Origin of the sequence: Vibrio sp. Vb0304 (genome assembly GCF_033338995.1) — a bacterium.
GTDB lineage: Bacteria > Pseudomonadota > Gammaproteobacteria > Enterobacterales > Vibrionaceae > Vibrio > Vibrio alginolyticus.
This window is the reverse complement of sequence record NZ_JAWOTT010000022.1, coordinates 1-13,612: the sequence shown is the minus strand read 5'-3', so window position 1 is coordinate 13,612 and position 13,612 is coordinate 1. Positions and strand designations below refer to the sequence as shown.

Sequence of the window (13,612 nt, the reverse complement as noted above, 5' to 3'; positions counted from 1 at the left end):
CTTCCATCATTATTGGGTGTTCTCATGCCTGACAAATTTAACATGCAATCTCCACCGTTCGATCGCTTAACTGAAGCACAACAAACGCGACTGCGATCGTCTCTGGACGTCGCCTACTATCGAGCTCGAGATGTTATTTTATCCTGCGGACAGAAGAACCCCCACTTACATATTCTGATCAAAGGCGCGGTAGAAGAGCGCTCCAACGATCAACAGGAAGTGTTCGCACATTATGCCAACGACGATATGTTCGATGTACGCTCGTTACTTGAAGACAAGGTACGTCATCACTACATCGCGCTTGAGGACACGCTCTCTTACCTACTGCCGAAAGAAATTTTCCTTGCCCTTTACAACGAAAATGGCCAGTTTGCAGCCTATTTCGATAACAATTTATCGAAACGGCAAGAGCTCATCGAAGCGGCCCATCAACAGCAAAACTTAGCGGAGTTTATTCTCACTAAAGTTGACCGCAGCATTTATCACCCACCGATGATCCTTGAACCAAATACACCAATTAACGAGGTAACACGTTCCTTAAAAGAAAATGGGATTGACGCTGCATTGGTTCAACTCCATGGCGATGATCCACGATTGGAAAAATGGCCATCAGCCCACCCGTACGCAATAGTGACTCGTACTAATATGCTGCATTCTGTGATGATAGATGGTTGCGCGCTCGACACACCAGTGGGTGAGATCGCGAGCTTTCCTGTTTATCACGTTGATGATGGAGACTTTCTATTCAACGCCATGATCACAATGACCAGAAATAGAATGAAACGCCTCATGGTATGTGAAGGCAACAGAGCTGTCGGCATGCTGGATATGACCCAAATTCTTAGCGCGTTCTCAACCCACTCTCACGTGTTAACGCTCAGTATTGCTCGAGCAAGCAGCGTGGAAGAGCTCGCTTTGGCCTCAAACCGCCAACGTCAATTGGTCGAGAGCTTATTGAAAAACGGCATCCGCACTCGCTTCATCATGGAGCTTATCTCAGCCGTAAACGAACAAATTATCGAGAAAGCGTTCGAGTTAGTGATACCACCAGCCTTGCACGACCATTGTTGCTTGATCGTACTCGGCTCTGAAGGCCGAGGAGAGCAAATTCTCAAAACCGATCAAGACAATGCCCTGATTATTCAAGATGGTCTGGAATGGCCTCATTGCGAACAAGTGATGCAATCCTTCACACACACCCTACAACAGCTCGGTTATCCACTTTGCCCTGGTAAAGTGATGGTTAACAACCCGAAATGGGTCAAAACACAGCAAGAATGGATAAGCACCCTAAACCACTGGATAGCTAAAGCCGAACCAGAACAAATCATGGACTTAGCCATTTTCAGTGACGCCCATGCTGTTGCTGGGAATTGCGAGCTGCTGGCTCCAATTGCGGCGCATCTTCGTGACACAATGAAAGATCGCATGTTGATATTGTCTGATTTTACTCGCCCTGCCTTGCAGTTTTCGGTGCCCCTAACTCTATTTGGCAACGTAAAAAGTGCTAAAGACGGATTGGACATTAAACGCGGCGGTATTTTCCCAATTGTACACGGCATTCGCGCCTTGTCTTTGGAGTATGCCATTGAAGAGAAGAACACGTTTGAACGCATTGAAGCTCTGAGAAATAAGCGCATCTTAGAATCCGAAACGGCAGATAATCTCAACGAAGCACTTAAATTGTTCTTTAAACTTCGTCTTAATCAGCAACTCAAAAAGCAAGAAGCGTTGAATAACATTGATATTAAACAACTGGATAGAACTGAGCGTGATTTGCTTCGCCACAGCTTACATGTGGTGAAGAAATTTAAGCAATTTTTAGGCTTCCATTATCAAATTCGTGATTAACCCTGATTTTCATAAATCACAGAGGCGTAAGCAATGAACTGGTTACAACGCAAATATTGGCATTACAAATTGAAAGGCTCGCCTTATCAGTCGCTGTTTTGCACGCCAGATAAAACAGAATACGTCTCTCTTGACTGCGAAACCACCAGCCTTGACCCAAATCGCGCCGAGCTGGTGACTATTGCAGCCACCAAGATCATCGACAACCGCATCATCACCAGTCAACCATTTGAAGTCCGCTTACGCGCGCCGCAATCGCTCGACTCAGGCTCGGTCAAGATCCATCGAATTCGCCACCAAGACTTAGTCGATGGCATCAGTGAAAAAGAGGCGCTGCTCGAGCTGCTCGACTTTATCAGCAACCGACCACTTGTGGGCTATCACATTCGTTACGATAAAAAGATCTTAGACCTTGCTTGTCTGCGGCAACTTGGCTTCCCACTTCCTAACCCACTCATCGAGGTCAGTCAGATTTATCACGATAAGTTGGAACGACATTTGCCGAATGCCTATTTCGACTTAAGTCTGGATGCCATTTGTAAACACCTCGAACTTCCTATCCAAGACAAACACGACGCCTTGCAAGACGCGATTTCTGCCGCTTTGGTCTTTGTCCGCTTAACGAAAGGCGATTTACCCAACCTAACCGCGCCGTATACATAAAAATCAGTTGACCTAGCTCCCAGAAATACTTTTGTTTCAGCGATTTCCCGGCGCTTCCATCACTCTCATCCTAAAGTCTAATTGTGGAAATACGCGCGGTGACTGACAGTTATAAGCACAACGTCGTCATTACCACGACCAAGTTATTTAGAACCAAAAAACAGCCCTACAAAAATATATTCAAAATCTTATCTAGATTGGTGTAAGGCCGAGAAATAAGGCACAAGGAGAGAAGCCATGAGCGAAGCCCACGTTTATCCGGTAAAAGAAAATATTAAAACTCATACACACGCGGATAATGATACTTACTTAGCCATGTATCAGCAGTCGGTAACCGATCCAGAGGGCTTCTGGAACGAACACGGCAAAATCGTTGATTGGATCAAACCTTTCACCAAAGTAAAAAGCACTTCTTTCGACACTGGCCATGTTGATATTCGCTGGTTTGAAGATGGCACACTGAACGTCTCGGCTAACTGTATTGACCGTCATCTTGCAGAACACGGGGACGACGTCGCCATCATTTGGGAAGGCGATGATCCAGCCGACGACAAAACACTCACTTTCAACGAACTGCACAAAGAAGTGTGTAAATTCTCCAACGCATTGAAAGAGCAAGGCGTACGCAAGGGAGACGTGGTGTGTCTATACATGCCAATGGTGCCAGAAGCCGCTGTGGCTATGCTCGCTTGTACCCGTATTGGTGCGGTTCACACCGTAGTATTTGGCGGTTTCTCACCAGAAGCGCTATCCGGCCGTATCATCGACTCTGACGCTAAAGTCGTGATCACCGCAGACGAAGGCGTACGTGGCGGACGCGCTGTTCCACTGAAAAAGAACGTGGATGAAGCACTAACCAACCCAGACGTGAAAACCATCAGTAAAGTCGTCGTGCTTAAACGTACAGGTGGTGATGTTGAATGGCATGAACACCGTGATGTTTGGTGGCACGAAGCAACAGCCAACGTTTCTGACGTTTGCCCACCAGAAGAGATGAAAGCCGAAGACCCGCTGTTCATCCTCTACACATCTGGCTCGACAGGTAAACCTAAAGGCGTACTACATACTACAGGCGGTTACCTCGTCTACGCGGCAATGACCTTTAAATATGTCTTCGATTATCAACCAGGAGAAACCTTCTGGTGTACCGCGGATGTGGGCTGGATTACAGGCCATACTTACCTAATTTATGGTCCACTAGCGAACGGGGCCAAAACCATTCTGTTTGAAGGTGTTCCAAACTACCCAAGCACGGCTCGTATGAGTGAAGTGGTTGATAAGCACCAAGTGAACATTCTCTACACTGCGCCAACCGCTATTCGTGCACTAATGGCAAAAGGTAACGAAGCGGTAGCAGGGACATCTCGTTCAAGCTTACGTGTAATGGGTTCAGTAGGTGAGCCTATCAACCCTGAAGCGTGGGAGTGGTACTACAAAACGATTGGTAACGAGAGCTCGCCTATCGTTGATACTTGGTGGCAAACAGAGACCGGCGGTATCTTAATTGCACCACTACCAGGTGCAACAGATTTAAAACCAGGCTCAGCAACTCGACCATTCTTCGGAGTCCAACCTGCACTGGTTGATAACATGGGCAACATCATTGAAGAAACCGCAGCAGAAGGTAACTTGGTGATCCTTGATTCATGGCCAGGTCAGATGCGTACTGTTTATGGCGACCACGAGCGCTTTGAACAGACCTACTTCTCAACCTTCAAGGGAATGTACTTTACTAGTGATGGGGCTCGTCGTGACGAAGACGGTTACTACTGGATCACGGGCCGTGTTGATGACGTACTAAACGTGTCGGGTCACCGCATGGGTACCGCTGAAATAGAATCGGCTCTTGTCGCACATCATAAAATTGCTGAGGCCGCTATTGTGGGCATTCCGCATGATATCAAAGGCCAAGCTATCTACGCTTACATTACCTTGAACGATGGTGAATTCCCGTCAGCAGAGCTACACAAAGAAGTGAAAGATTGGGTGCGTAAAGAGATTGGTCCAATTGCAACACCAGATGTACTGCACTGGACGGATTCCTTACCGAAGACTCGTTCTGGTAAGATCATGCGTCGAATCCTGCGTAAAATTGCAACGGGTGATACCAGCAACCTCGGAGACACATCAACGCTTGCCGATCCGAGCGTTGTAGATAAACTTATCGCAGAGAAAGCAGAATTGGCATAAATTCAACCAACTGTTTTAAAAGCACTTTAAAAACCGCCATCACTCATGGCGGTTTTTTGCTTTAGTGCACAAATTAGCCACACAAAAAATATGGCAATTATGTTGTTTTTGTTAACTTGGTTACAGAAACGAGAGTGGCTATTAGGAGATTAGACCAGTAAATTGCTGCTAATTGCTATGAATTAGCTATAATCTTGGTCGATTTTTTAAAATTTGCTCGGTTTTAACAAAAAAATCGTGCTGAACTATCGTATATTTGGGAATATAAACGTTCCACTCACGATAAGGGAAGATAGCAACACAATGTCTGCAAAGTCACGGATTCTTGTTCTAAACGGACCAAATCTTAATCTATTGGGTCTGCGCGAACCGACACACTATGGTCACAGTACCTTAGCTCAAGTTGTGGATACTCTTACAGAGCAAGCCCATAACGCTGGGGTAGAACTGGAACACCTACAATCAAATCGTGAGTACGAACTGATTGAAGCCATTCACGCTGCCTATGGCAAGATTGACTTCATCATCATCAATCCAGCGGCTTTCACTCATACTAGTGTGGCGCTGCGAGATGCATTACTTGGCGTCGCCATCCCATTTATTGAGGTGCACTTATCAAATGTGCACGCACGTGAACCATTCCGTCATCACTCTTATCTGTCAGATAAAGCAGAGGGTGTGATTTGCGGTTTAGGCGCACAAGGTTATGAATTTGCTCTGTCTGCAGCGATCAATAAGCTACAGGCAAAGTAACCCTAACACTCTGCAACCCTACGAGGGTTGTCTTAATCACAAGATAAAAGAGAAAGAAAAGATGGATATTCGTAAAATCAAGAAGCTAATTGAGTTAGTTGAAGAGTCTGGCATTGCTGAGCTAGAGATCTCTGAAGGTGAAGAGTCAGTGCGCATCAGCCGTCATGGCACTGCAGCTCCTCAAGCACCAATTCACTACGCAGCAGCTCCAGCGGCGGCACCTGCTCCAGTAGCAGCGGCACCAGTAGCGGAAGCGCCAGCAGCAGAAGCTCCAGCAGCAACACCTGCAGGTCACCAAGTTCTTTCTCCAATGGTTGGTACTTTCTACCGCTCTCCAAGCCCAGACTCTAAAGCATTCGTAGAAGTGGGTCAGAAAGTAAATGCTGGCGATACTCTATGTATTGTTGAAGCAATGAAAATGATGAACCAAATCGAAGCGGACAAATCTGGCGTTGTTACAGCAATCCTAGCTGAAGACGGCCAACCAGTTGAATTCGACCAACCTCTTGTTGTAATCGAATAAGCGGGGCTTGCCTTATGCTAGACAAAGTAGTCATCGCGAACCGAGGTGAAATTGCACTTCGTATTCTTCGCGCTTGTAAAGAATTAGGTATTAAGACCGTCGCTGTTCACTCAACAGCGGACCGCGATCTTAAGCACGTACTACTCGCAGACGAAACCGTATGTATCGGCCCTGCTCGTGGTATCGACAGCTACCTAAACATTCCACGCATCATTTCTGCAGCAGAAGTGACTGGTGCTGTGGCTATCCACCCAGGTTACGGCTTCCTGTCTGAGAACGCAGACTTCGCAGAGCAAGTTGAGCGCAGTGGTTTCATCTTCGTTGGCCCAAAGGCAGACACTATCCGCCTAATGGGCGATAAAGTATCTGCTATCAATGCAATGAAGAAAGCAGGCGTTCCTTGTGTACCGGGTTCTGACGGCCCTCTAGACAATGACGAAGAGAAAAACAAAGCATTTGCTAAGCGCATTGGTTACCCAGTAATCATCAAAGCATCTGGCGGCGGCGGCGGTCGTGGTATGCGTGTTGTTCGCGCAGAGAAAGACCTTATCCAAGCTATTGCAATGACACGTGCTGAAGCAAAAGCGGCGTTCAACAATGACATGGTTTACATGGAGAAATTCCTAGAAAACCCTCGTCACGTTGAAGTTCAGGTTATTGCTGACGGTCAAGGCGGCGCAATCCACCTTGGTGAGCGTGACTGTTCAATGCAACGTCGTCACCAAAAAGTAGTGGAAGAAGCTCCAGCACCTGGTATCACCGAAGAAATGCGTAAGTACATCGGTGAACGCTGTACTCGTGCATGTATCGAGATCGGTTACCGCGGCGCAGGTACGTTTGAATTCCTATACGAGAACGGTGAGTTCTACTTCATCGAAATGAACACTCGTATTCAGGTAGAGCACCCAGTAACAGAGATGGTTACTGGCATCGACCTAATCAAAGAGCAGCTTCGTGTTGCAGCGGGTCAGCCTCTGTCATTCACTCAAGATGATATTAAGATCCGTGGCCATGCGATTGAGTGTCGTATCAACGCAGAAGACCCTGAGCGCTTCCTACCATCTCCGGGTAAGATCGAGCGTTTCCACGCTCCTGGCGGTATGGGTGTACGTTGGGAATCTCATATCTACACAGGCTACACAGTACCACCTCATTACGATTCAATGATTGGTAAACTGATCACTTACGGTGAGAACCGTGATGTAGCGATTGCACGTATGAAAAACGCACTGGGTGAGATGATCATCGAAGGCATCAAAACTAACGTGCCACTGCAATTCTCCATTATGAATGACGAAAACTTCCAACACGGTGGTGCAAACATCCACTACCTAGAGAAGAAGCTTGGCTTACAATAAGCCTAAGCAAACGTCTTAAAAAATGCCCACTCCCGTGGGCATTTTTGTTTTATATGTACGCGAACGGCTCAACATATAAATCGGCTTATTTGGGTATATACTCAAACAAATCGTAGAGTTCTGGTAAACTCTGCGCCACTTCATTCACTTTAAGAGCAAAAACCAATGCCTTGGATTCAAATCAAACTCAACGCGACCAATGAAAACGCTGAGCAAATCGGCGATATGCTAATGGAAGAGACTGGCGCGCTGTCTGTTACATTCTTAGACGCGCAGGATACACCTGTATTCGAACCTCTACCTGGCGAAACTCGCTTATGGGGCGATACTGATATTCTGGCACTGTATGATGCAGAAGCAGACACTAACTTCATCATCGACCAAGTTAAAGCGAGCAACATGCTGGCTGACAATTTTGCTTACAAAGTAGAACAGCTTGAAGATAAAGACTGGGAACGCGAATGGATGGAAAACTTCCACCCAATGAAATTTGGTGAACGCTTATGGATTTGTCCAAGCTGGCGCGACATTCCAGATCCTGACGCTGTTAATGTTATGTTGGATCCAGGCCTTGCATTCGGTACGGGTACTCACCCTACAACAGCACTTTGTCTTGAGTGGCTAGAAAGCATGGACTTAAGCGGTAAGACCGTTATCGACTTCGGTTGTGGCTCAGGTATTCTTGCGATCGCAGCGATCAAACTGGGCGCTGAAAAAGTGATAGGGATCGACATTGATCCTCAAGCCCTGCTTGCTTCAAAAGACAATGCTGAGCGTAATGGCGTTGCAGACAAACTAGAAGTTTACTTACCGCAAAATCAACCTGAAGGTCTCGTCGCTGACGTCGTTGTGGCCAACATCCTTGCGGGACCTTTACGTGAACTTGCACCTATCATCAAAGGGCTAGTTAAGCCAAATGGCGACCTCGCTATGTCCGGCGTATTAGACACTCAAGCTGAAGATGTTGCGAACTATTACCGTGACGAGCTTCACATTGACCCGATTGTTGAGCAAAGTGAATGGTGTCGCATCTCTGGTCGTAAGCAAGGCTAGACAAGGTTTTCAGAGCTAATTGTTTGAAATTCATACAATTTACAAAAACAATTTGTAAATGCTCAAATATTAGTCTTTTCACGCAGTGAAAAAATGCGTAAAATGCGCGCCCTTGCTGGTACAGAACTGTGATGACGTTTTGAAAATCGGAAACTATCAACTTAAGAACAATCTAATCGTAGCCCCTATGGCTGGTGTAACGGATAGACCGTTTCGCGAGTTGTGTCTTCGCTATGGTGCGGGAATGGCCGTCAGTGAAATGATGTCCGCTAACCCAAAACTATGGGGAACGTCAAAGTCGAAACAGCGCATGGTACACGAGGGCGAATCGGGCATTCGCTCTGTACAGATTGCAGGTTCCGATCCACAGCTTATGGCGGACGCAGCTCAATTCAGTGTTGAGAACGGTGCACAAATCATCGACATCAACATGGGCTGCCCGGCAAAAAAAGTGAATAAGAAGCTAGCGGGCTCTGCTCTGCTTCAATACCCAAACATTATCGAAGAGATTTTGAAAGCGGTCGTGAATGCAGTGGACGTTCCTGTAACGTTAAAGACTCGAACTGGCTGGGATACAGACAACAAGAACTGTGTCCAGATCGCTAAATTAGCCGAAAACTGCGGCATACAAGCTCTTGCTCTGCATGGCAGAACGAAAGCATGTATGTACAAAGGTGAGGCCGAATATGACAGCATTAAAGCGGTAAAAGAGGCGATTTCAATTCCGGTTATCGCGAACGGTGATATCGATAGCCCGGAGAAAGCCAAATTTGTACTGGAGTACACCGGTGCGGACGCTTTAATGATTGGACGCCCTGCCCAGGGTCGTCCTTGGATTTTCCAGGAAATCCATCACTATTTGGAAAACGGCACCACAATGGAGGAACTTCCAACTGAGGAAGTGAAAACCATTATGCTTGGTCATGTAAATGCTCTGCATGAGTTTTATGGGGAGTTCTTAGGTCCACGTATCGCGCGCAAGCACGTTGGGTGGTACCTGAAAGAGCATGAACAGGCAAGTGAGTTTCGCCGTACCTTCAACGCTATCGACGCAGCTCCGCTGCAAATTGAGGCGTTAGAAGGTTATTTTGATAACGTTGCATCATAATTAAGAGAAGAGCTAGACCGAATATGTTCGAACAAAATCTGACTTCAGAAGCATTAACAGTAACTACAGTAACGTCACAAGACCAGATTACTCAGAAGCCTTTACGTGACTCTGTTAAAGCGTCTCTTAAAAACTACCTTGCTCAACTAAACGGCCAGGAAGTAACAGAACTATACGAATTAGTTCTAGCTGAAGTTGAACAGCCACTACTAGATACTATCATGCAGTACACTCGCGGTAACCAAACTCGCGCAGCAACTATGATGGGTATCAACCGCGGTACTCTTCGCAAGAAACTTAAGAAATACGGCATGAACTAAGACCGTTTTTCAAAAAGTATTTGGAACAAGCCGTTACCTTTTTAGGTAACGGCTTTTCTTTATCTACTAAAACACTACGAATAACGCTCACTTTGTTCAGTATTACCAACTGGCTTTAAGATAACTACTGCTGAGCCAAACAATAGCAAAGCCACGAAAGCGACCCATTCATTGCCTACAGAATACGCGAAGCCCGCCAAGGCAGACCAAATCGCGACACCAAAGTGCATCATACTCATTCCAAAAGACATTAACACACCTCGATATTCATCAGATAAGCTTGCGATATGTGCTTGTAATGCCGAAGAACCAACCCCTCCAGCAAGAGACCAGAGCACTAGAGCTGGAAGATAAGCGGTAACCGTACTCATCTCACTTGAGAACACCCATGCACTGCAAGGTATGCACACCATTAAAGCCACTCGCATAACAGCTCGAGAGCTACCAAGCCAACGGCAAGCTCTCCCCACGCACATATTTCCAACCACACTCACGATCCCTAGAGCAGCATAAATAGCGCCCACCCAACCGAGCGCCAACTCGCTGGTATCTCGAATATGGAGGCCTATCAGGTAATACCTCCCCCTAGGCCTAAACACATCGCTAGAATCGCTCTCAACGCGCCTGGAAGATGAATGACGTCTGCGATAGGTGGCAGAGTATCTGACTTCTTGGACTCATTATGCTTGTTGTTCATGAACACTACGCTCATGGCACTGACAAGAAGAGCCGCAACGCCCAAAATAATAAAAGCGGCACGCCATGATAAAAGCTGGGTCAACAATGCTCCGAGCGCCGGGCTGGTTATCATACCTAGCGTTAATCCCGCCTGAACCATCACAATTTGACGCATCGCTCTATTACCCTTCGCGTCTCCCGCTAACGCGAATGCAATTGGCAACATGCCTGCACTTGCAATACCAGTGATCACTCGAGTTGCAATAGCAAGTTCAAAATCATGAACTATGCCCGTCGTAATAGACGCAACCCCAAATACAAAGCGAGCAGGCACCATGATTCGAATACGCCCAACTCGGTCTGATAAACGGCCCAAGTAAGGAGCGAAAATTGCTATGGCTAAACTATATGCCGTAATAAATAAGGTCACCTGACTCGGTTGAACACTTAAATCATTTCCGATAGGTTCAAGAATAGATCCAAGCATCAACTCATCAGCACCAACAAGAAAAGCAACGAGAAATAGGATCATGGACTGCATCATAGCTCCACCTCCTGTTCTGTTTTCGATTCAGCACAAGTGAGCAACGAAATATCTAAAACTCTATCAGGCCAAGATTGCAAAAATGCCTTCTCATGAGATACCACAATCACGCTACCGGAAAAGCGCTGGAGAGCCTCTTTAAGCGCATTTTTGCTGCTGCTATCCAAATGTGTTGTTGGTTCGTCCAACAGCAAAACATTGCATTTCTGAACCGATAAACAACACAACTTCACCCGAGTTTGCTCACCACCGCTCAATGTATCTAAGTGGCGCTGCGTCTTATCCCCCGTAATCCCAAAGCGAGCTAATAGCTTGCGTGACTCTTTGCTTGAGATTGTTGGCGCACAAGAGCACAGCTCCTGTTCAGGCGTGTTCTGAGGATGGCGCCAAGACAAATCTTGAGAAAAATAACCAATCATTGCACCTTTTGCCAATACCACCTCACCAGAGAGTGGCTCGATCTTCCCCATCAGGGTTTTAAGTAAGGTCGACTTACCCACGCCGTTAAAGCCAGCAACAACCAACTTTTCCCCGCGCGCTAACGTGATATCAAATACTGGAAGCAGAGGCTGCTGATAACCGATCATCAACGCTTTTGCCTCAACCACATTCGGTTGCTCAATGGGCTGGTAAGCAAAGTCAAACGTCGATACTTTCTCTACATGATTCAGTTGAATACGTTCGATTTTATCCAGTCTCTTCTTACGCCCTTTAGCAAGACTGGCGTTAACTCCTGCACCATTTTGGGCAATAAATTTCTCTAACTTTCGAATTTCACTTTGCTGAGCCTTATATTGCTTTTCTAATAAAGCACCGTCGTGCTGCTTTTGCTGCATTGCTTTGACATAAGTACCGCTGTATTTTCGAACCGTTTGATAATCAATATCACAAACACTGGTCGCTACTTGATTAAGGAAATCAATATCATGAGAAACCAGTAAAACGGTGCCAATGTAATCATTGAGAAACGCGACTAGCCATTCAATGTGCGGAGCATCAAGATAGTTTGTCGGCTCATCAAGAATTAACACATCGGGGTTGCGAAGTAACAACTTGCCTAAAAGGACTTTGTGTCTTTGACCACCACTTAGCGAGACAAGCGGTGTATCTAAGCCAAATTGATAAATACCAAGACCTACAGCAACTCGTTCAATTTTGGTATTAATTGCATAGAAGTCTTCATCTTCTAAATATGCCTGTAGCCGAGCGACTTGGCTTAAAAGAGATGTAGAGTGAGACTCGGTCATCGCCTGATACAAAGTCCAAAGCTTCTGCTCGGCAGCGTATAAGTTCTCAAAAGCACTCTTTAAGCATTCATAAACCGTCAGCGCATTATCCATCTTAAAATGTTGCTCTAAATACCCCACCTCAAGGTTTGGTAACCAGTCAATGCAGCCCTTATCTGCAGATAATTCACCAATAAGCAATTTTAATAAGGTGCTTTTTCCAACACCATTCGCTCCGGTGATACCTATTTTCTCTCCCACGTTAATACGAAAGGTTACGTTGTTGTATAACGTCTTATCAGCTATCTGATAAGACAAATTTTTAACTTGTAAAATACTCATGTTTTCAACCAAATAAAAAAGGGCCGGTGATCAATACCGGCCCTTATTTCAATACTGGGTAATGCTTTGTAGCTGCTTAACAGATACAAAAAGGCCGATGATGAAATATCACCGGCCATCTCTTCTCTTTTATCAGGTGTACAAGCTCCTGCGTATAACTTCAGCGAAGCTACCCACACATAAAACACCTGATGAAGATTAATTTAAGACTCCGAGCAACACTTCATCGCGTTTTTTGCATGGAGTTCAGCCTTCTTACAAAGCTTTTAAACAAGAGATATAACATGATTTACTGTCGAAAAAATATTCGATGTGAAGCGTACACCTTTAGAATAAAAAGTACCAGATAATTATTAAAACTATCGTGACTTACACGAAGGTCCACAGAAAGAAGACTTTTCCTCAGTCAATGTGCCAGGTGAACTGCTTACTCAGCAAACACAGCTATGAAAGCACCTATACCGCTCACGTTATACGTACGTAGTGGTGGCTTTGAAGGTTGGAGAGGGTTAGAGGGAAGAAGTAGCGAATATACTTTAAGACACTGGCTTAAATAGGTCGACAAAACAAAATCCATGTTTGGAAAGTTTTAAATGCGCTGAGTTTATATTAATAAGCGCCTATGGCTAAATCAAAACATCTAAAGCAGAGAAATCTCCCCCGAAAATAACATAACCTAGTGAATAAATTTTCCAGGTAATAATAAAGGAAGCTTTGGTAAGTAAGCACAAGGGCTGAGAACTAGCGCTCGATACTAGGACCCGGTTCAGTAGAAACCACACAAAACTGAGTTCCACTTCACTCATATAGGGCTTAGAAAGCATCGCCAGAGGGAAGCCGGCCTCTCGATGCAAGGTTTCAATACGAAAGTGGGTTTAAGGTAAGTCGGGGAACCAAAACGAAAAAAGCCCCAGTCTTTCGACTGGGGCTTAATATAAGTGGCGGAGTGGACGGGACTCGAACCCGCGACCCCCGGCGTGACAGGCCGGTATTCTAACCAACT

Annotated in this window: 10 protein-coding genes and 1 pseudogene; 9 read left to right on the top strand and 2 right to left on the bottom strand. The window is 45.8% G+C overall.

Going from position 1 to position 13,612, the window contains the following annotated elements; all coding sequences use genetic code 11:
- The first annotated feature begins 24 nt into the window (after nucleotides 1-24).
- The 9 genes from R7P35_RS19515 to fis all read left to right on the top strand — a co-directional run bounded on the left by R7P35_RS19515 (nucleotide 25) and on the right by fis (nucleotide 9,819).
- Nucleotides 25-1,851: a DUF294 nucleotidyltransferase-like domain-containing protein gene (locus R7P35_RS19515; protein ID WP_258458396.1), complete on the top strand. Its 1,827-nt coding sequence runs from the start codon at nucleotides 25-27 to the stop codon at nucleotides 1,849-1,851.
- Between the two features lie 33 nt (nucleotides 1,852-1,884).
- Nucleotides 1,885-2,514: a 3'-5' exonuclease gene (locus R7P35_RS19510; protein ID WP_213905014.1), complete on the top strand. Its 630-nt coding sequence runs from the start codon at nucleotides 1,885-1,887 to the stop codon at nucleotides 2,512-2,514.
- Nucleotides 2,515-2,751: 237 nt separating this feature from the next.
- Nucleotides 2,752-4,704, top strand: a complete 1,953-nt coding sequence (gene acs, locus R7P35_RS19505; RefSeq protein WP_054575311.1) for an acetate--CoA ligase — start codon at nucleotides 2,752-2,754, stop codon at nucleotides 4,702-4,704.
- 303 nt (nucleotides 4,705-5,007) lie between these two features.
- Nucleotides 5,008-5,457 carry a type II 3-dehydroquinate dehydratase gene (gene aroQ, locus R7P35_RS19500; RefSeq protein ID WP_005382360.1) on the top strand — a complete coding sequence of 150 codons (450 nt, stop codon included), beginning with the start codon at nucleotides 5,008-5,010 and terminating at the stop codon, nucleotides 5,455-5,457.
- Nucleotides 5,458-5,518: 61 nt separating this feature from the next.
- Nucleotides 5,519-5,980: an acetyl-CoA carboxylase biotin carboxyl carrier protein gene (gene accB, locus R7P35_RS19495; protein ID WP_005386355.1), complete on the top strand. Its 462-nt coding sequence runs from the start codon at nucleotides 5,519-5,521 to the stop codon at nucleotides 5,978-5,980.
- Nucleotides 5,981-5,994: 14 nt separating this feature from the next.
- Nucleotides 5,995-7,338, top strand: a complete 1,344-nt coding sequence (accC, locus tag R7P35_RS19490; RefSeq protein ID WP_005382509.1) for an acetyl-CoA carboxylase biotin carboxylase subunit — start codon at nucleotides 5,995-5,997, stop codon at nucleotides 7,336-7,338.
- Between the two features lie 165 nt (nucleotides 7,339-7,503).
- Complete coding sequence (gene prmA / locus R7P35_RS19485; protein WP_047010245.1) at nucleotides 7,504-8,391, top strand: 50S ribosomal protein L11 methyltransferase; 888 nt, start codon at nucleotides 7,504-7,506, stop codon at nucleotides 8,389-8,391.
- Between the two features lie 139 nt (nucleotides 8,392-8,530).
- Nucleotides 8,531-9,499 carry a tRNA dihydrouridine synthase DusB gene (gene dusB / locus R7P35_RS19480; RefSeq protein WP_005382505.1) on the top strand — a complete coding sequence of 323 codons (969 nt, stop codon included), beginning with the start codon at nucleotides 8,531-8,533 and terminating at the stop codon, nucleotides 9,497-9,499.
- Nucleotides 9,500-9,522: 23 nt separating this feature from the next.
- Nucleotides 9,523-9,819, top strand: a complete 297-nt coding sequence (gene fis, locus R7P35_RS19475; protein WP_000462885.1) for a DNA-binding transcriptional regulator Fis — start codon at nucleotides 9,523-9,525, stop codon at nucleotides 9,817-9,819.
- 74 nt (nucleotides 9,820-9,893) lie between these two features.
- Here fis and R7P35_RS19470 read toward each other — a convergent pair.
- A pseudogene (locus R7P35_RS19470) lies at nucleotides 9,894-11,041 on the bottom strand (MFS transporter).
- The gene (locus R7P35_RS19465) at nucleotides 11,038-12,609 is read right to left on the bottom strand and encodes an ABC-F family ATP-binding cassette domain-containing protein (protein ID WP_203346148.1); all 1,572 of its coding nucleotides are present in this window, start codon (nucleotides 12,607-12,609) and stop codon (nucleotides 11,038-11,040) included. Before R7P35_RS19465 ends, R7P35_RS19470 begins: the two are co-directional and overlap by 4 nt.
- Nucleotides 12,610-13,612: the final 1,003 nt, after the last annotated feature.